The organism is Streptomyces koelreuteriae (genome assembly GCF_018604545.1).
GTDB lineage: Bacteria > Actinomycetota > Actinomycetes > Streptomycetales > Streptomycetaceae > Streptomyces > Streptomyces koelreuteriae.
Genome location: NZ_CP075896.1, coordinates 3,689,801 through 3,707,666, shown reverse-complemented (window position 1 = coordinate 3,707,666; position 17,866 = coordinate 3,689,801). Strand labels below are relative to the sequence as shown.

At 71.7% G+C, this 17,866-nt stretch carries 15 protein-coding genes; 14 read left to right on the top strand and 1 reads right to left on the bottom strand.

Translation table 11 applies throughout. The annotated features are described in order from the left end of the window. The first annotated feature begins 275 nt into the window (after positions 1-275). The 7 genes from ssd (at position 276) to KJK29_RS16445 (ending at position 5,372) form a co-directional block, all read left to right on the top strand. Entirely contained in the window at positions 276-1,379 is a 1,104-nt protein-coding gene (gene ssd / locus KJK29_RS16475) for a septum site-determining protein Ssd (RefSeq protein WP_215119917.1), read from the top strand. Then, on the top strand, positions 1,376-2,617 hold the full coding sequence (locus KJK29_RS16470; protein WP_215119916.1) for a TadA family conjugal transfer-associated ATPase: 1,242 nt from the start codon (positions 1,376-1,378) through the stop codon (positions 2,615-2,617). The genes ssd and KJK29_RS16470 overlap by 4 nt, the downstream gene beginning before the upstream one ends. A gap of 34 nt (positions 2,618-2,651) precedes the next feature. Next, positions 2,652-3,524: a type II secretion system F family protein gene (locus KJK29_RS16465; protein ID WP_215119915.1), complete on the top strand. Its 873-nt coding sequence runs from the start codon at positions 2,652-2,654 to the stop codon at positions 3,522-3,524. Then, positions 3,521-4,312, top strand: a complete 792-nt coding sequence (locus KJK29_RS16460) for a type II secretion system F family protein (RefSeq protein WP_215119914.1) — start codon at positions 3,521-3,523, stop codon at positions 4,310-4,312. Before KJK29_RS16465 ends, KJK29_RS16460 begins: the two co-directional genes overlap by 4 nt. A gap of 85 nt (positions 4,313-4,397) precedes the next feature. Then, the gene (locus KJK29_RS16455; RefSeq protein ID WP_215119913.1) at positions 4,398-4,607 is read left to right on the top strand and encodes a DUF4244 domain-containing protein; all 210 of its coding nucleotides are present in this window, start codon (positions 4,398-4,400) and stop codon (positions 4,605-4,607) included. Next, on the top strand, positions 4,594-4,953 hold the full coding sequence (locus tag KJK29_RS16450; RefSeq protein WP_215119912.1) for a TadE family type IV pilus minor pilin: 360 nt from the start codon (positions 4,594-4,596) through the stop codon (positions 4,951-4,953). Before KJK29_RS16455 ends, KJK29_RS16450 begins: the two co-directional genes overlap by 14 nt. Beyond that, on the top strand, positions 4,950-5,372 hold the full coding sequence (locus tag KJK29_RS16445) for an Rv3654c family TadE-like protein (RefSeq protein ID WP_215119911.1): 423 nt from the start codon (positions 4,950-4,952) through the stop codon (positions 5,370-5,372). The genes KJK29_RS16450 and KJK29_RS16445 overlap by 4 nt, the downstream gene beginning before the upstream one ends. On the opposite strand, the gene KJK29_RS16440 is transcribed toward KJK29_RS16445, so the two are convergent. Beyond that, entirely contained in the window at positions 5,275-7,914 is a 2,640-nt protein-coding gene (locus tag KJK29_RS16440; RefSeq protein WP_251057823.1) for a DEAD/DEAH box helicase, read from the bottom strand. The genes KJK29_RS16445 and KJK29_RS16440 overlap by 98 nt on opposite strands. 78 nt (positions 7,915-7,992) lie before the next feature. Here KJK29_RS16440 and bldG point away from each other — a divergent pair, with 78 nt between their 5' ends. The 7 genes from bldG (at position 7,993) to topA (ending at position 17,781) form a co-directional block, all read left to right on the top strand. Further along, entirely contained in the window at positions 7,993-8,334 is a 342-nt protein-coding gene (gene bldG, locus KJK29_RS16435) for an anti-sigma factor antagonist BldG (RefSeq protein WP_003991900.1), read from the top strand. A 133-nt stretch (positions 8,335-8,467) separates the two neighbouring features. Further along, entirely contained in the window at positions 8,468-8,899 is a 432-nt protein-coding gene (locus KJK29_RS16430) for an ATP-binding protein (RefSeq protein WP_215119910.1), read from the top strand. A gap of 274 nt (positions 8,900-9,173) precedes the next feature. Beyond that, positions 9,174-11,579, top strand: a complete 2,406-nt coding sequence (locus tag KJK29_RS16425; protein ID WP_215119909.1) for a sodium-translocating pyrophosphatase — start codon at positions 9,174-9,176, stop codon at positions 11,577-11,579. 193 nt (positions 11,580-11,772) lie between these two features. Next, on the top strand, positions 11,773-12,354 hold the full coding sequence (locus KJK29_RS16420; RefSeq protein ID WP_215119908.1) for a small secreted protein: 582 nt from the start codon (positions 11,773-11,775) through the stop codon (positions 12,352-12,354). A 299-nt stretch (positions 12,355-12,653) separates the two neighbouring features. After that, positions 12,654-14,189: a DUF7059 domain-containing protein gene (locus KJK29_RS16415; RefSeq protein ID WP_215119907.1), complete on the top strand. Its 1,536-nt coding sequence runs from the start codon at positions 12,654-12,656 to the stop codon at positions 14,187-14,189. Between the two features lie 246 nt (positions 14,190-14,435). Next, complete coding sequence (locus tag KJK29_RS16410; RefSeq protein ID WP_215119906.1) at positions 14,436-14,633, top strand: hypothetical protein; 198 nt, start codon at positions 14,436-14,438, stop codon at positions 14,631-14,633. A gap of 247 nt (positions 14,634-14,880) precedes the next feature. Beyond that, the gene (topA, locus tag KJK29_RS16405; RefSeq protein WP_215119905.1) at positions 14,881-17,781 is read left to right on the top strand and encodes a type I DNA topoisomerase; all 2,901 of its coding nucleotides are present in this window, start codon (positions 14,881-14,883) and stop codon (positions 17,779-17,781) included. Positions 17,782-17,866 lie beyond the last annotated feature (85 nt).

Below are 17,866 nucleotides of genomic sequence, written 5' to 3'. Positions count from 1 at the left end.
GGCCTGCGGCGGTCACCGGTATGGGTGACGGCGATATTCACAACTGTCCAAGCGTCCACAGTTATCCACCAAGATCCACACGATTTCCGGGATCGCTGCACCGTGATTCCCACGCACCCCGCTCGCGGCGAAGTTCATGGCCGGTTCCGATTGCCGGGGGCGTTTGGCCGGTTTCTGTCGGCCATGCAAAGGGAGGCCGCCTTGTCGGTTCTTCCCATGTTCGGGAATCGCGGGGCCCCAGGGCCGCGCGAGGCAAGCAGTGAAGGGGGATGACCGTGGCCGGAGCCGTCACACACGATCCACCACCGGCCGCCGGAGGGCGGCAGGGCGGACCATTGATCGTCACCGAGGACACCGACCTCCTCGACGACCTGCTGCGCCTGTGCGCGGCGGCGGGCGCCACGCCCGAGGTGCACCACGGAGTGCCGCAGCGCAGAGGGAGCTGGGAGGCCGCGCCGCTCGTCCTCGTGGGCGACGACGCCGCGCGGCGGGTACGCGGGGCCGTGCACAGAAGGGGCGTCGTCCTCGTCGGCCGGGACCAGGACGACTCGGGGGTGTGGCGGCGGGCCGTCGAGATCGGCGCCGAGCACGTCCTGATGCTGCCCGACGGCGAGCAGTGGCTCGTCGACCGCATCGCCGACGTGGCCGAGGGCGTCGGCCGCCCCGCCCTCACCGTGGGCGTCATCGGCGGCCGGGGCGGGGCCGGAGCGTCCACGCTCGCGTGCGCGCTGGCCGTCACCTCCGCGCGGGAGGGACTGCGCACGCTCCTCGTGGACGCCGATCCGCTGGGCGGCGGACTCGATGTACTCCTCGGCGGTGAGACGGCCGAAGGGCTGCGCTGGCCCGCGTTCGCCTCCTCCCGCGGGCGGGTCGGCGGCGGCGCCCTGGAGGAGTCGCTGCCCGAGCTGCACTCGCTGCGGGTGCTCAGCTGGGACCGCGGCGACCGCATCGCCGTCCCGCCCCAGGCGGTGCGCGCGGTGCTCGCGGCGGCCCGGCGCCGGGGCGGCACGGTCGTGGTCGACCTGCCGCGCCGCATCGACGACGGCGTCGCCGAGGTGCTCACCCAACTGGACGTCGGCGTGCTGGTGGTACCCGCCGAGCTACGGGCCGTCGCGGCCGCCGGGCGCGTGGCGTCCGCTGTCGGCATGGTCCTGCGCGATCTGCGGGTGGCGGTCCGCGGGCCGTACTCTCCAGGGCTCGACGACCGGGAGGTGGCCCGGCTGCTCGGACTGCCCCTGGCCGGTGAGGTGCCTCTCGAGCCCGGGCTGCTGCGCCCGGACCAGGGCACGACACCACCGGGCGGCGCCCCGCGCGGACCGCTCGCCCGGTTCTGCAAGGGGTTCTGGGAGCGGGCCCTCGTCGAGGCCGGTGCCCCATGAGCGCGATGACCGAAGCGGTGTCCGGAGCCGAGGGCGCCGGGCTGCTCGACGGGGTGCGGCGGTGGCTGGCCGAGAGCGGATCCGAGCCGACCCCCGCGCGCGTGGCCCAGGCCCTGCGGGAACAGGGGCGGGTGCTCGGAGACGCCGAAGTCCTTGGTGCCGCAGCGCAGTTGCGGTCCGAACTCGTCGGCAGCGGGCCGCTGGAGCCGCTGCTCGCCGACCCGTCGGTGACGGACGTGCTGGTGTCGGCCCCCGACCGGGTCTGGGTGGACCGGGGCGGCGGACTGGAACTGACGTCGGTGCGCTTCGCCGACGCGGCGGCCGTACGACGACTCGCCCAGCGCCTCGCCGCCGTGGCCGGGCGCCGCCTGGACGACGCCCGGCCCTGGGCCGACGCCCGGCTGCCCGACGGAACCCGGCTGCACGCGGTACTGCCGCCGGTGGCCGTGGGCTGTGCCTGCCTGTCACTTCGGGTCGTACGGCCGCGTGCCTTCACCCTCGGCGAGCTGGTCGCGGCGGGCACGGTGCCGCCGGGCGGCGACCGCGTGCTGCGCGCCCTGCTCGACGCACGGCTGTCCTTCCTGGTCAGCGGGGGCACGGGCTCGGGCAAGACGACGCTGCTGAGTGCCCTTCTGGGGCTGGTGGGGCCCGACGAGCGGATCGTCCTCGCCGAGGACTCGGCGGAACTGCGGCCGGAGCATCCGCATGTGGTGCGGCTGGAGACCAGACCCGCCAACCAGGAGGGCGCGGGCCTCGTCACCCTCGAGGACCTGGTGCGCCAGGCACTGCGGATGCGGCCCGACCGGCTGGTCGTGGGCGAGGTGCGCGGGCCCGAAGTGGTGCATCTGCTGGCCGCGTTGAACACCGGCCACGAGGGCGGCTGCGGAACCGTCCACGCCAACGCCGCCGCCGATGTGCCGGCCCGGCTGGAGGCGCTCGGCACGGCCGCCGGGCTCGACCGGGCCGCCCTGCACAGCCAGGTCGCGGCAGCCCTCTCCGTGGTGCTGCACCTCGTACGCGACCGGGCCGGGCGGCGGCGGATCGCCGAGGTGCATGTGCTGGAGCGGGATCCCTCGGGGCTGGTGCGGACGGTGCCGGCGCTGCGGTGGGGCGCGGAGGCCTTCGTGCGCGAACGGGGGTGGGAGCGGCTGCGGGGGCTGCTGCGCGGTGAAGGCGGTGGCGGCGGGCCGGGGGAGGCCGGCCCTGTGCCGGTGACAGCGGGCGGGCGAGTCCGGTGACAGCGGGCGGGCGAGCGATGACGGGGGCCGGGTGATGGCAGGGGTGGCTGAGATGTCGATGGGGGCGGCCGTGGCGTGTATGGGGGCGGCGGTCTGGCTGTTGGGGGAGCGGGGCTCGGTGGCGCCTCGGGCGCGCTTGCTGCTCGCGGGCGGCGGGGTCGTCGGGAGTGGGCCGTCCGGGTGGCGGCGGATGACCGGTGGGCTGCGGCGGGTCCGCGGGCGGTTGCGGGCCGAGTGGTGGTCGCCGGTGGCCGGGCTGGTGCTGGCGGTACTCGGCGCGTCGGTGCTGCCCGTCGTCCTGGGAGCGGCCGGGGTGCCGTTGCTGCGGCGGGTCCGCCTGGCCGGGCGGGCGGCGCGGGACCGGGAGCGCCGAGCGGATGCGGTGATCGCGTTGTGCGGGGCGCTCGCCGGGGAGGTGAGGGCCGGACGCCAGCCGGGTGAGGCGCTGTTGCGGGCCGCGCGGGACTGCGGCGGACCGGTGGACGCGCAGGCGACGGTTCTGGCGGCGGCGCGCTTCGGCGGCGACGTGCCGGGCGCGCTCGAGGCGGCGGCCAGGCAACCGGGTGGCGAGGGGCTGCGGGGGCTCGCGGCGTGCTGGCGGGTGGCCGTGGACCAAGGCGCGGGGCTCGCGGCCGGACTCGACCGGCTCGCCGCCGCCCTGCGTGCCGAGCGGGACCAACGCTCCGACCTTCGAGCCCAGTTGGCGGGCGCCCGGGCCACGGCGGTGATGCTCGCCTGCCTGCCCGCCCTGGGGCTCCTCATCGGCACCGCCCTCGGCGCCGACCCCCTCCACATCCTGCTCCACACAGGGGCCGGACTGGGCTGTCTGGTGGTCGGCGGTGTGCTGGAGGGCCTGGGGCTGTGGTGGGTGCTGCGGATCGTGCGGGGCGCGGAGGAGTCGGCATGAGCGGGGAAGTTGTCCACAGGCTGGGGGTGACGGTGGGGATCCTGCTGGCCCTCGGGTGGTCGGTGCGGTGGCTGACGGAGGCCCGGCGCCGCAGGAGGACGCGACGGCGGCTGGCCGAACTGTCGCCCCGGGAGGCGACCGCTCCCGTCCCGCGCCTCGCCTTGGGCCGGGCTGCTGCACGGACTTGGCTGCCTCCTGTGGGTGTGGCGTGCGCCGGCTGGGCGCTGGTCGGTGGCCTCGCCGGTGTCGTCGTGGGGCTGGCCGGAGCGGTGGGGATGTGGCGCTGGCGGCTTCGGCAGGAGGCGGCGGGTGCGGACGCGCGGGCGCCCGATCTCGCCGAGGCGGCTCGGCAACTCCCCCTCGCCGCCGATCTGCTGGCGGCCTGCATCGCGGCGGGTGCCGGCCCGGTGATCGCGGCACAGGCGGTGGGAGAGGCCCTGGGCGGCCCCGTGGGCGACGCCTTGGCGCGTGGCGCGGCGGAGGTCCGGCTGGGCGGTGAACCGGGCGCGGCCTGGGTGCGGCTGGCCGCCGTCCCGGGCGCAGCGGGCCTGGCCCGGCTGCTCGAACGGGCCGGAGTGTCCGGACTGCCCGCCGCCGCACCGGTCGCACGGCTCGCCGCGGAGGCCCGGGCCGACTGGGGCCGCGCCGCGACGGCCCGGGCCCGCCGGGCGGGCGTCATGGTCAGCGCTCCGGTCGGGCTGTGCTTCCTGCCCGCGTTCATCGCGGTCGGCGTGCTGCCCGTGGTGATCGGGCTCGCGGGCGGGGTGCTCGGAGGAGGTGGTGGATGACGCGGATACGGGCCGAGACAGCCGGAGACAGCGACAGAAGTCAGCAGGACCCGAAGGAAGTTCGGACTTTTTCACGGAGGTTGAGATGTATCAGGCGGTACGGGCACGGCTGCGTGCCCTGGTGTGCGGAATGCGGGCGGCGCGGAGGGACGCGGGAATGGTCACGTCCGAGTACGCGATGGGAATCGTGGCGGCGGTGGCGTTCGCGGTGGTGCTCTACAAGGTCGTCACCAGCGGCGCGGTCAGCGGGGAGCTGCAGAGCATCGTGACGGAAGCCCTCAATGCGCGGATGTGAGCGGGATTCGGACCGGGGGTTCGTCACGGCGGAGTCGGCCGTGGTGCTGCCCGTGCTGGTGATGTTCGCGATGGCGCTGGTGTGCGGTCTGCTGGCCGTGGCCGCGCAGATCCAGTGCGTGGACGCGGCGCGGACGGGCGCTCGCGCCGCGGCCCGCCAGGACCCGCCCGGCGCGGTCGTGCGGCTGACCCGCGAGGCGGCACCGCCCGGCGCGAAGGTGACCGTCAGCCGGGAGGCGGAACACGTCCGGGTGATCGTCGTGGCCGCACCGCCGGGGTTGAGCGGGCTGCCCTTCGCCGTGCGCGAGGAGGCCGTGGCGTCGGTGGAGGAGGCGGTGGGCACATGAGACGCCGGGTCATGACACGCGACGTCTCGGACCGGGGTTCCGCCACCGTCTGGAGCGTCGGGGCGATCGCCGTCCTGTGTGTGGTGTTCGGCGTCGTCCTCGCGCTGGGACAGGCCGTCGCGATCCGGCACCGTGCGGCGGGCGGTGCGGATCTCGCGGCGCTCGCGGCGGCGGACCACTGGGCCGAGGGCGGTACGGCGGCCTGTGCCCGGGCGGGCGGGGTGGCCCGGGCACAGGGGGTGCGGCTCGTGCGGTGCGAGGTGGTCGGCGATGTCTCGGACGTCACGGCGGCGTCCGGGCGAGGGCCGTTCACGGCGGAGGTCAGGGCGCGGGCGGGGCCTCCGTCGGCCTCCCTGGAGCCGCTTCCGACGGCTGCTCCGTCGACTCCCCTGGAGCGGCTTCCGGCGGCTCCTCCGTAGCTCGCGTCGGCGGCGAGGAGGGCGCCGGCCGGTCCTCCGACGGCTTCTCCGGGCCTCCGGTAGGCCGCTCCTCCGTCTCCTCCGCCTCCTTCTCCTCGGGGGCGCCCTCCAGCAGCACAGTGAGCAGCCGCACCGCCCCCCTCTTGTGCAATGGGTCGTTGCCGTTGCCGCACTTGGGGGACTGGATGCAGGACGGGCAGCCGGCGTCGCACTCGCAGGAGGCGATGGCCTGGCGGGTGGCGGTCAGCCAGGTGCGGGCCGTGTGGAAGGCGCGCTCCGCGAAGCCCGCGCCGCCGGGGTGGCCGTCGTAGACGAAGACCGTGGGCAGCAGTGTGTCGGGATGGAGCGGGATCGACACGCCGCCGATGTCCCAGCGGTCGCAGGTCGCGAAGAGGGGCAGCAGGCCGATCGAGGCGTGCTCGGCGGCGTGCAGGGAGCCCCCGAGGATCTCCGGATTGATCCGGGCCCGGTCGAGTTGGTCCTCGGTGACGGTCCACCACACGGCCCGGGTGCGCAGCGTACGAGGAGGGAGGTCGAGTTTCGTCTCGCCCAGCACTTCACCGGTGATGAGCCGTCTGCGGAGGAAGGAGACGACCTGGTTGGTGACCTCGACGGAGCCGTAGCAGAGGCGGCCGTCGCCCCAGGGGATCTCGGTGTCCGTCTCCAGGACGGAGATCGACGTCGTGTCGCGGGCGACCGTGGAGTAGGGCGGGGCGGCCTCCTCGACGAGGGCGACGGAGTCCTCCATGTCCAGGGAGCGGACCAGGTAGGTGCGGCCCTGGTGGAGGTGCACGGCGCCTTCGTGCACCGTCGAGTGCGCGGCGCCGGCGTCGACCGTGCCGAGCAGCCGGCCCGTGCCGGTCTCGACGACCTGGACCGGGCGTCCGCCCTCGCCGCGGATGTCGGTCAGGTCGGCGGCGCGCTCGCGGCGGGTCCAGTGCCAGGCCTTGGTACGGCGGCGCAGCAGCTTGGCCGCCTCCAGCTGGGGCAGAAGGCCTTCGCTGGCCGGGCCGAACAGGTCGAGGTCCTCGTCCGTCAGGGGCAGTTCCGCGGCGGCCGCGCACAGGTGCGGGGCCAGCACATAGGGGTTGTCCGGGTCGAGGACCGTGGACTCGACGGGCTGGTCGAAGAGGGCCTCCGGGTGGTGGACCAGGAAGGTGTCCAGCGGGTCGTCGCGGGCCACCAGGACGGCCAGCGCCCCCTGCCCGGAGCGTCCGGCCCGGCCCGCCTGCTGCCACAGGGAGGCGCGGGTGCCCGGGTATCCGGCGATGACGACGGCGTCCAGACCGGAGATGTCGATGCCGAGTTCGAGGGCGTTCGTCGCGGCGAGGCCCAGGAGTTCACCCGAATGGAGGGCGTGTTCGAGTGCGCGGCGCTCTTCCGGGAGATAGCCGCCCCGGTACGCCGCGACACGCCGGGCCAGCGACCGGTCGACCTCGGCCAGACGCTCCTGGGAGATGACCGAGATCAGCTCGGCGCCGCGCCGGGAGCGCACGAAGGCGACCGAGCGCACGCCCTGCACGGTGAGGTCGGTCAGCAGGTCGGCGGCCTCCGCGGTGGCCGTGCGGCGGACGGGGGCGCCCTTCTCGCCGTGCAGCTCGGTCAGCGGCGGCTCCCACAGGGCGAACACCAGTTCGCCGCGAGGTGAGGCGTCGTCGGCGACCTCCAGCACCGGCAGGCCGGTGAGGCGGCGGGCCGCCACCGAGGGCTCGGCGGCGGTCGCTGAGGCCAGCAGGAACACGGGCGAGGCCCCGTAACGGGCGCACAGGCGGCGCAGCCGGCGCAGCACCTGGGCGACGTGCGAGCCGAACACGCCGCGGTAGGTGTGGCACTCGTCGATGACGACGTATTTCAGCGATTTCAGGAAGGAGGACCAGCGGGGGTGGGACGGAAGGATCCCGCGGTGCAGCATGTCCGGGTTGGTCAGGACGTAGTTGCCGTACTGGCGGATCCACTCGCGTTCCTCGAACGGAGTGTCGCCGTCGTAGACGGCCGCGCGCACCGAATGGCCCAGTGGATGTGAAAGTTCCTTCACCGAGCGGCACTGGTCCGCCGCAAGGGCCTTGGTGGGAGCCAGATAGAGGGTGGTCGCGCCACGGCCGTTCGGGGCCTCGGCGCCCTCCAGAAGGGCGGACAGGACCGGCACGAGGTACGCCAGGGACTTGCCGGAGGCCGTGCCCGTCGCGACGACGACCGACTCGCCGTCCAGCGCGTGCTCGGCCGCGCGCGCCTGATGGGCCCAAGGGTGTTCGATGCCGGCGGCGCGCACGGCGGCGAGCACCTCCGCGCGGATCCGGTCCGGCCAGACGGCATGCCGACCCTCGCGCGGGGGCAAGTGCTCCGTATGAGTAACACGCGAAGCCCTGCTCGGACCGGATGTGAGCCGGTCCAGGACCACGCCCGGCGCGGGTCGGGAGGCAGGGTCCGTCGGGGTTCGATCGGATCGGTGATTCTTGGCCATCGGCACCGAGTGTGTCACTGGCGTGACGGACAATGGAGCCAAGGCGTCGTGCACGCCTGCCGGTAAGTGATTGAATGCCATCGCGGCTGGCGAAGCGTCCAAGGGCTGAAGCCGAGTGCCCTTAGGGCGACCGCTCGATAGCAAGGTGCTGGAGGATCCGTGGACCTGTCCCTGTCGACCGAGACCATGGGCGATCGCACGATCGTCAGGGTCGGTGGCGAAATCGACGTATATACCGCGCCCAAGCTGCGCGAGCAGTTGGTCGAGCTGGTGAACGACGGCAGTTTCCACCTTGTCGTCGACATGGAGGGCGTGGACTTCCTCGACTCCACCGGACTCGGCGTACTGGTCGGCGGCCTGAAGCGTGTGCGAGCCCATGAGGGCTCCCTGCGCCTGGTCTGCAACCAGGAGCGCATTCTGAAGATCTTCCGTATCACCGGCCTCACCAAGGTGTTCCCGATTCACACCTCGGTCGAGGAAGCGGTTGCGGCCACCGACTGACACCGGTCCCGGGCTTCGTGCCCGGGCCGGCCGAAGCACGGCAGAAGTTCGGAAGAAGTGAAGACCGAGGGGGCCCGGGCTTTCGGCGGCCCGGAGCCTCCCCACAGCACGCCCGTAGTTGCGAGGGGGATGCATGGCCACCGTTGAGCTCCGCTTCAGCGCGCTGCCCGAGCACGTCAGGACCGCCCGACTGGTGGCGGCAGCGGTGGCGCGCAGGGCCGGAGTGGACGAGGCCGTCCTCGACGAGGTCAGGCTCGCCGTCGGTGAGGCGTGCACCCGTGCCGTCGGGCTGCACCAGACCGTGGGGATCTCGGCACCGGTGAAGGTGCTGCTGATCGAGGAGGAGAAGCAGTTCTCCATCGAGGTCGGCGACGAGGCCCCGCACGCGGTACCGGGTGAGCACGCGCCCGGCCCCGGCGACCCCGACGGGGAAGCCGACGAGGACGAGATGGGCCTCGCGGTCATCAGCGGACTCGTCGACGACGTCGAGGTCAGCGCGGGCGAGCACGGCGGATCGATCAAGATGACGTGGCCGACCACGCCGCCGCCGACGATTCTGGTCTGAACCGGCCACGCCACACACCGTTCCTGACGAAGGGCCCCACCCGTGGGGCCCTTCGTCATGTGCGGCTGTCAGTGCTCGCCTTTACAGTAGTTCCTGTGCCGTTCATCGCGTGAATTCGTTCACGATCATTCGTATGCTCCACGGACGTCTCGGAATGCTTTCAGGGCATTACCTCGGAAGTCTAATTCCGTTTATCGCGCTCTGTTTTGATCAGGTTCCGGTACCTACAATCCCGTCCACATCTTGAGCTCAGCCCAAGCGTCAAGGAGGACGAATGGCGGGGCTTTTCAACTCACCACAGTCGGGCCATCCCACAGACCTCGCAGCCGCTGTACTGACCGACGGCAACCGCGTTCTCGTCGTGGTCATCGCGGTCGTCGCACTGGCGGCACTGGCGGTCGCGGGCGTCCTGGTGCGCCAGGTACTCGCGGCCGGCGAGGGCACCGACAGCATGAAGAAGATCGCGGCGGCGGTCCAGGAAGGCGCGAACGCCTATCTGGCACGGCAGCTTCGCACGCTCGGCGTATTCGCCGTGGTCGTGTTCTTCCTGCTCATGCTGCTGCCCGCGGACGACTGGAATCAGCGTGCCGGACGTTCGGTGTTCTTCCTGATCGGAGCGGCGTTCTCGGCGGCCACCGGCTATATCGGCATGTGGCTCGCCGTACGCAGCAATGTGCGTGTCGCCGCGGCGGCGCGTGAAGCCACACCGGCGGCAGGCGAGCCGGAAAAGGATCTGACCGCGGTCTCGCACAAGGCGATGAAGATCGCATTTCGCACGGGCGGCGTGGTCGGCATGTTCACGGTGGGCCTCGGCCTGCTGGGCGCCTCGTGCGTGGTGCTGGTGTACGCGGCCGACGCGCCGAAGGTGCTCGAGGGCTTCGGCCTCGGGGCCGCGCTGATCGCGATGTTCATGCGTGTCGGCGGCGGCATCTTCACCAAGGCCGCCGACGTCGGCGCCGACCTGGTCGGCAAGGTCGAACAGGGCATTCCGGAGGACGATCCGCGCAATGCCGCGACCATCGCCGACAACGTGGGCGACAACGTCGGCGACTGCGCGGGCATGGCCGCCGACCTCTTCGAGTCGTACGCCGTCACCCTGGTCGCCGCGCTGATCCTCGGCTCGGCGGCCTTCGGCGACGCCGGGCTCGGCTTCCCGCTGCTCGTGCCGGCGATCGGTGTGATCACCGCGATGATCGGCATCTTCGCGGTGGCGCCCCGGCGCGCCGACCGCAGCGGCATGAGCGCCATCAACCGCGGGTTCTTCATCTCCGCGGTGATCTCGCTCGTGCTGGTGGCGGTGGCCGTGTTCGTCTACCTGCCGGGCAAGTACTCGGAGCTCGACGGCGTCACCGATGCCGCCGTCCTGGCCAAGGACGGCGATCCGCGGATCCTCGCCCTCGTCGCAGTGGCCATCGGCATCGTGCTCGCCGCCCTGATCCAGCAACTGACGGGCTACTTCACCGAGACCACCCGCCGGCCCGTCAGAGACATCGGCAAGACCTCGCTCACGGGTCCGGCCACCGTCGTCCTCGCCGGGATCTCCGTCGGACTCGAATCCGCCGTCTACACCGCCCTGTTGATCGGCCTCGGCGTGTACGGGGCGTTCCTGCTCGGCGGTACGTCGATCATGCTGGCGCTGTTCGCGGTAGCGCTGGCCGGCACCGGCCTGCTCACCACGGTCGGTGTGATCGTCGCGATGGACACCTTCGGGCCGGTCTCCGACAACGCGCAGGGCATCGCGGAGATGTCCGGTGACGTCGAGGGCGCGGGCGCGCAGGTGCTCACCAACCTGGACGCGGTCGGCAACACCACCAAGGCGATCACCAAGGGCATCGCGATCGCCACGGCCGTGCTCGCGGCGGCGGCGCTCTTCGGGTCGTACCGCGACGCGATCATCACCGGGGCACGCGACGTGGGCGAGAAACTCGGGGGCGAAGGGGCCCCGATGAGCCTGATGATGGACATCTCGCAGCCCAACAACCTCGTGGGCCTCATCGCGGGCGCGGCGGTCGTCTTCCTCTTCTCGGGGCTGGCGGTCAACGCGGTGTCGCGGTCGGCGGGTTCCGTGGTCTTCGAGGTGCGGCGGCAGTTCCGCGAGAAGCCCGGGATCATGGACTACAGCGAGGAGCCGGAGTACGGCAAGGTCGTCGACATCTGCACCAAGGACGCGCTGCGAGAGCTCGCCACGCCCGGACTGCTGGCCGTGCTGGCGCCGATCTTCATCGGGTTCACGCTCGGCGTCGGTCCGCTCGGCGCGTTCCTGGCGGGCGCGATCGGCGCGGGCACGCTGATGGCGGTGTTCCTGGCCAACTCCGGCGGCGCCTGGGACAACGCCAAGAAGCTCGTCGAGGACGGTCATCACGGAGGCAAGGGCAGCGAGGCCCATGCCGCGACCGTGATCGGCGACACCGTCGGCGACCCGTTCAAGGACACCGCCGGTCCCGCGATCAACCCGTTGCTCAAGGTCATGAACCTGGTCTCGCTGCTCATCGCGCCCGCAGTGATCAAGTTCTCCTACGGCCCGGACAAGAGCATCGGCATGCGGATCCTGATCGCGGCGCTCGCGTTCGCTGTGATCGCCGGCGCGGTCTACGTGTCAAAACGGCGCGGCATCGCCGTAGGTGACGAAAACAACGCCGAGCCGGAACCCAAGTCTCCGGATCCGGCGGTGGTTTCGTAGGGAGGTTCGTCAAGCCCCAGCTCAAGGTGCGGGCGGGCGGCGCGCGTTGGCGCGTCGCCCGCCCGCCCTGTGTGTTCGCACGCCACATCGTGAGCCTTGTCTCGCCCGGATCAAAAGGTAACAAAAAGGTCTTAATAGGTTCTCGGCGTGCGGTTGCCGTGCCCCTGGCGTGTATGTTCCGGGGCCGAGAGCCATGGAAGGGACCAAACCGGTGAACAAGAAGCTCGCGGCCGCACTGTCCGGCGGTGCGGTACTGGTACTGGCGCTGTCGGGCTGCGGCGGCGACGAGAACGAGAAGCTGGACTCCTGGGCCAAGGACGTCTGCGACGCCGTACAGCCGCAGGCCAAGAAGATCGAGTCGGCCAATGCCTCGATCCAGAAGGAGACCTCGGACAACAGCACACCGGAGGACGTCCAGAAGACCGACGCACAGGCCTTCCAGGACATGTCCGACGCCTACAAGGCGATCGGCACCGCGGTGAACAAGGCCGGCGCGCCGGACGTCGAGAACGGCGAGACGAAGCAGAAGGACGCGGTCAAGGAGCTCAACACGATCTCCGCGTCGTACGCCTCGCTGAAGAAGCAGGTCGACGACCTCGACACGAAGGACCAGGGCAAGTTCGCCGACGGTCTCAAGGACATCGCCACCGAGCTGGACAAGCTGAGCAAGAGCGGGAACGACGCGCTCAGCAAGCTGGAGGAGGGCGAGGTCGGCCAGGCGATGGCCCGGCAGACGAGCTGCAAGGCGGCGACGGGACCGGCGTCCGCGACCTGATCCGGCCGTTGGGGAGGGGCCCGCGACGGCTGAGCCGGGAGTGACGGCTCAGCCGGGAGTGACCGCTCGTCCGGGAGTGACGGCTCAGTCGGAAGTGACGGCTGGGCCGGGAGTGACCGTTCGTCCGGGAGTGACGGCTCAGTCGGAAGTGACGGCTGGGCCGGGAGTGACCGTTCGTCCGGAAGTGACGGCTGAGTCGGGAAGTGACGGCTGAGTCGGGAAGTGACGGCTGAGCCGAGCCGTACAGGCCCGCGCAATACCCGGCACGGGCACGTGCGCCACCGGCGCCTGCGGACACAATGGGGGGCGTGAGTAACGCCAGCCAGTCACCCTTGTCCCCGCTGCCCGCCCCCGACCGCCCCGAGGTCGCCGCCCGGCTCCGGGACGCCCTGCTCGGGGCCTCCTTCACCGCCGACGGACTGCTCGAACTGCTCGGCGCCCCCGCGTACGCGGCGCTGGCCCGGAGCGAGACCGTGCCCGCGCTCCGGGCGACCCGCGGGGACACACCGCTGGAGATGCTCGTCCGGCTGTTCCTGCTCCAGCAGCCCGTGCCGCACGCGCGCGTGGCGGACGTCCTGCCTGTCGACGCCTGCCTGGAGACCGGCTGGCTCGAGCGAGCGGGCGACGAGATCGCCGCCACGGTCGACGTGCGGCCCTACGGCGGGCCCGGCGGCGAGGACTGGTTCATCGTGTCGGACCTGGGCTGCGCGGTCGGCGGCGCCGGCGGGATCGGCAGCCGCGACGAGGGAGTCGTCCTGGGCGTAGGCGGCGCCTCCACGACCCTCGCCGGCATCACCGTCCGTACGCCCGTGGGCGCCGCCCTCGACCTCGGCACCGGTTCCGGCATCCAGGCGCTGCACGCGGCCCGGCACGCCACGCGCGTGACGGCCACCGACCTCAACCCGCGCGCGCTGCACATCACCGGTCTCACGTTGGCCCTGTCCGGCGCCCCGGCCGCCGAGCTGCGCGAGGGCTCCCTCTTCACCCCGGTCCGGGACGACGAGACGTACGACCTGATCGTCTCGAACCCGCCGTTCGTGATCTCTCCCGGTGCCCGGCTCACCTACCGCGACGGTGGCATGGGCGGGGACGATCTGTGCCGCACGCTCGTTTCGGAGGCGGGGGAGCGGCTGAACGAGGGCGGGTTCGCGCAGTTCCTCGCCAATTGGCAGCACGTGGAAGGGGAGGACTGGCAGGACCGGCTCAGGTCATGGGTGCCCCGGGGCTGTGACGCGTGGATCGTGCAGCGCGAGGTGCAGGACATCAATCAGTACGCCGAGCTGTGGCTGCGGGACGCGGGCGACCACGAGGGCGACACGGCGGAGTACCAGGCGCGGTACGACGCATGGCTCGACGAGTTCGAGGCGCGCAAGGTGAAGGCCGTCGGCTTCGGCTGGATCACCCTGCGCAGGACGGGCGCCGCCGTGCCCTCCCTCACGGTGGAGGAGTGGCCGCATCCGGTCGAGCAGCCGCTCGGGGACACCATCAAGGCCCACTTCGACCGGCTCGACCACCTCCGCGGCCACGACGACGCCGCCCTGCTCGAAGGGCACTTCCGGCTGGCCGCCGAGGTCGTGCAGGAGCAGGTCGGGCTGCCCGGCGCCGAGGACCCCGAGCATGTCGTGCTGCGCCAGAACCGCGGGATGCGCCGGGCGACCCGGGTGGACACGGTCGGGGCGGGCTTCGCGGGCGTCTGCGACGGCACGATGAGCGCCGGCCGCATCCTTGACGCCATCGCCCAGCTGATCGGCGAGGACCCGGTGCTGCTCCGCGATCGCACACCGGCCCAGATCCGGCTGCTCGTCGAGCAGGGGTTCCTGGAGCCGGTGCGCTGAGGACCCGGCGGAAAGACATCCGCCAAGCCATCCGCCAGACATCCGCCAAGACATCCGCCAAGATCCGCCAATAAATTTCGAGTCGATTTGAACACCTCGTCCCGAACGGGTTCCGAGGGCCGGGTCCTCCTCGATCCCCGGCCGCGTCGCCCCGGCGTTCACCTACGGTTCGCCTGCCCGCCGCCCACGCGTGTCAGCCTCCCGGGGCTGAGGAGTCGCGGACTGGGGAAAAGGGGCACGGGGGCCATGGAGAGCGAACCGGCGATCTTCGCGGGAGCGGTGTTCTCCCTGTTCGGAGGCGGACTGCTGGCGTGGACCGTGACGCGCGTGCGCCAGCACAGGCCCGTCGCCGAGGGTGTGAGGCCCGTCGCGTCGGCGACCCTCGCGAGCGTCGTCGCGGTGCTCGCCCTGGTGGTCGGAACCTGGTGCTTCACCCGCCTCTGAAGCCCCGGCCGACGTCGCGCCCGCCGGTAATCGGGAGGTCGCGCTCCGCATAGGACCGGGCCGGGTACGGGCACTCCGGGCGGCAGGAATGGTGGTAGTCGGGTTACCGTTCGAGTGGCCGTTGCGGGCTTTTCCCGTTTGACACGGGGGCGGGCTGTACCGTCACACTCCGCAGCGTCACCCACGACCCAGCCCCGGGCAAGCGACTCCGGGGAGGCCCCAGCGTCGACCGGAGAGAAGAGCGAAGTTGTCCCCGACCAGCGAGACCGCAGAGGGCGGCCGCCGACTCGTCATCGTCGAGTCGCCTGCCAAGGCGAAGACGATCAAGGGCTATCTCGGCCCCGGATACATCGTCGAGGCGAGCGTCGGGCACATCCGCGACCTTCCCAACGGCGCCGCGGAGGTGCCCGAGAAGTACACCGGCGAGGTCCGCCGCCTCGGTGTGGACGTCGAACACGACTTCCAGCCGATCTATGTGGTCAACGCCGACAAGAAGGCCCAGGTCAAGAAGCTCAAGGACCTGCTGAAGGAGTCCGACGAACTCTTCCTCGCCACCGATGAGGACCGCGAGGGCGAGGCCATCGCCTGGCACCTCCAGGAAGTCCTGAAGCCCAAGGTCCCGGTCAAGCGGATGGTCTTCCACGAGATCACCAAGGCCGCGATCCAGGCCGCCGTGGCCAACCCGCGCCAGCTCAACCAGAAGCTCGTCGACGCCCAGGAGACCCGCCGCATCCTCGACCGCCTCTACGGCTACGAGGTCTCGCCGGTCCTGTGGAAGAAGGTCATGCCGCGGCTGTCCGCGGGCCGTGTCCAGTCGGTCGCCACACGACTCGTCGTCGAGCGGGAACGCGAGCGCATCGCCTTCCGTTCAGCTGAGTACTGGGACCTGACGGGCACCTTCTCCCCCACTCTCGACTTCGCTCGAGCGGGGGGACCCCCATCCGGCCGCGCCGGTGACTCGTCGGACCCGTCGTCGCTGGTCGCGCGCCTGCAGTCCGTCGACGGCAGGCGGGTCGCGCAGGGCCGCGACTTCGACTCCCTGGGACAGCTGAAGAGCGCGAACACCCTGCACCTCGACGAGGCGAACGCCCGCGCCCTGGCCGCCGCCCTGGAGCAGACCCGGTTCGCCGTCCGCTCCGTCGAGTCCAAGCCCTACCGCCGCTCGCCGTACGCCCCGTTCCGTACGACGACGATGCAGCAGGAGGCCAGCCGCAAGCTCGGCTTCGGTGCGAAGGCCACCATGCAGGTCGCGCAGAAGCTGTACGAGAACGGCTACATCACCTACATGCGTACGGACTCCACGACCCTGAGCGACACGGCGGTCGCCGCCGCCCGCGCCCAGGTCACGCAGCTGTACGGCGCCGACTACCTGCCGCCGCAGCCGAGGACGTACGCCGGGAAGGTCAAGAACGCGCAGGAGGCGCACGAGGCGATCCGCCCCTCGGGTGATCGTTTCCGCACTCCCGCCGAGACCGGACTGACCGGCGACCAGTTCAAGCTCTACGAGCTGATCTGGAAGCGGACCGTCGCCTCCCAGATGAAGGACGCGACCGGCAACAGCGTCACGGTGAAGATCGGCGGCGCGGCCTCCGACGGCCGGGACGTCGAGTTCAGCGCGTCCGGCAAGACGATCACCTTCCACGGCTTCCTCAAGGCCTACGTCGAAGGCGCCGACGACCCGAACGCCGAGCTCGACGACCGCGAGCGCCGGCTGCCCCAGGTCTCCGAGGGCGACGCCCTGAGCGCCGAGGAGATCACGGTCGACGGGCACGCCACCAAGCCCCCGGCCCGCTACACCGAGGCCTCCCTGGTCAAGGAGCTGGAAGAGCGCGAGATCGGCCGCCCGTCGACGTACGCGTCGATCATCGGCACGATCCTCGACCGCGGCTATGTTTTCAAGAAGGGCACGGCACTCGTCCCGTCCTTCCTGTCCTTCGCCGTGGTCAACCTCCTGGAGAAGCACTTCGGGCGGCTCGTCGACTACGGCTTCACCGCCAAGATGGAGGACGACCTCGACCGCATCGCCCGCGGTGAGGCGCGTGCCGTGCCGTGGCTGAAGCGGTTCTACTTCGGTGAGACGGCATCCGACAGCGGCTCCGCCGCGGGCGTCGAGGGCGGTGCCGCCGACGCCGGCAACGGCGACGGGGACCACCTCGGCGGCCTCAAGGAGCTGGTGACCGACCTGGGCGCGATCGACGCCCGCGAGGTGTCGTCGTTCCCCGTGGGCAACGACATCGTGCTGCGGGTCGGCCGCTACGGGCCGTACATCGAGCGCGGTGAGAAGGACACCGAGCAGCACCAGCGCGCCGACATCCCGGACGACCTGGCGCCGGACGAGCTCTCCGTCGACCTCGCCGAGGAACTGCTCGCCAAGCCGAGCGGCGACTACGAACTGGGCCCCGACCCGGCCACCGGCCACACGATCGTCGCCAAGGACGGCCGCTACGGCCCGTATGTGACGGAGATCCTCCCCGAGGGCACCCCGAAGACGGGCAAGAACGCGGTCAAGCCGCGTACGGCCTCCCTCTTCAAGACGATGTCCCTGGACACGGTGACGCTCGACGACGCCCTGAAGCTGATGTCGCTGCCGCGTGTCGTCGGCGCCGACGCCGAGGGCCAGGAGATCACCGCGCAGAACGGCCGCTACGGCCCGTACCTGAAGAAGGGCACGGACTCGCGCTCGCTCCAGGCCGAGGAGCAGCTCTTCACGATCACGCTGGAAGAGGCGCTGGCGATCTACGCCCAGCCCAAGCAGCGGGGCCGGGCGGCCGCCAAGCCGCCGCTGAAGGAGCTGGGCGAGGACCCGGTCAGCGGCAAGCCGGTCGTCGTGAAGGACGGCCGCTTCGGGCCGTACGTCACCGACGGGGAGACCAACGCGACCCTGCGCTCCGGCGACAGCGTCGAGACGATCACCCAGGAGCGCGGCTTCGAGCTGCTCGCCGAGAAGCGCGCGAAGGGGCCGGCGAAGAAGACCGCCAAGAAGGCGGCCAAGAAGGCCCCGGCGAAGAAGACGACGGCCAAGAAGACCGCGGCGAAGAAGACCACGACCGCGAAGAAGACGACGGCCAAGAAGACCACCACGGCGAAGAAGACGACGGCGAAGACGGCGGCCAAGACGGCGACCGCCTCGAAGCCGGCGGAGGACTGAGGTCCTTTCAGGACCTGTCCGGGATCCGGACCTTCAAGGGTCCGGATCTTCGCCCAGGGTTCGGAAAGCGAACGCCCCGGCACAC